Here is a 1,279-nt window from a genome sequence, read left to right as displayed (position 1 = left end):
AATTAGTACTTTCCTTACCAAAAGATTCTATGGCATATATTTTTATTTCATATTTTGTATTAGAATTAAGATTTGGAAGAGTAACAGTTAGTGAATTTTTCATATTTTTTAAACCTAAATAAAAGTCAGAAAAAGTAAATAAGTTTTTATAAAAAGTTTTATTATCTTCATTTAAAAGTTCTATTCTATATGATTGAACAAAATCTTCATGCTTTCCTTGAGTAAAGGCAATTGTAGCACTATTAGAAGTAATTCTATTAATTTTTACTGTTGCATTTTTATTAAAATAAGGAGCAGAAACTAAGTTTTTTCTATTATCAGTATATGTAAAAAGCTCCTTTTTACTAGGCTCTTTTATTATCCAAGGCTTTTTTATTTTAGTATTATTATGAAAATCAAGTCGCTGAATTTCTACTGTGTTATCTTCATATACTTTTACTGCTAAACCTTGACTAAAGTGACAAAAATCTTTAGGAATACTACCTTCAATTTTTCCCGGTTCTAATTCTGTATAACTTATACTAGAGGTACCTACAGAGGTAAAGTCTTTTTGATGTATAGATCTTTCGTCATTTATATCGTAGTGAGAATGACCAGAAAATACTATAACTTGAGGATAATCCTTTAATACTTTATATAAAGAATCATTTCCCCATAAATCACTACCATATACTGTATTTTTAATATGCTGATGAACATTTATAAAAATAGGCTTTTTAGCATCTCTATTTTTAGCAATATTTAATTCTTTTTTTAGCCATTGAATTAAATTTTCATTAAAAGTTCCATGGCAATCACCATTTTCACTACTTATGTTAATAAAATCATATCCTTTTAGTATAGTATGAGTATTTATTTTAGTTTCCATATTATTTTCAAATCTTTTTTGTGCTTCATCAGCACTTAATTCATTCCAATAATCATGATTCCCCATTACAGTAAGTAGTTTTGCATCTTTTTTAGAATATTTATTAAATATATTTATAAAATTATCATACTGAAGCTGGGAACCATTTTCTGTTAAATCTCCTGAAATTATATAAGCATCTAAGTTAGGAAAATATTTGTTATAGGTTTTTAAAGCTGTTTTTAGCTTTCTTTTTCCATCTGAATCATAATCTTTCATTTGAATATCACTAAAAACTGCAAAAGTAATTTTAGCACATTTATTTAATTTAATAGTTTTATTTAAACAACTAATTAATAAAGAAAAAATAAAAATTATTAAAAAGAAAAATTTAAAAAATAATTTTATGCTATGTTTTATCATAAGTATACC

General features: G+C 23.9%; 1 protein-coding gene. It reads right to left on the bottom strand.

What is annotated here, in order from left to right:
* The coding region (locus GBZ86_RS15995) for a metallophosphoesterase (RefSeq protein ID WP_207707473.1) at nt 1-1,126 on the bottom strand (1,126 nt) is incomplete at its 3' end.
* Nucleotides 1,127-1,279: the final 153 nt, after the last annotated feature.

Origin of the sequence: Clostridium tarantellae, from assembly GCF_009295725.1 — a bacterium.
Classification (GTDB): Bacteria; Bacillota; Clostridia; order Clostridiales; family Clostridiaceae; genus Sarcina; species Sarcina tarantellae.
This window is presented reverse-complemented; position numbering and strand designations above follow the sequence as displayed.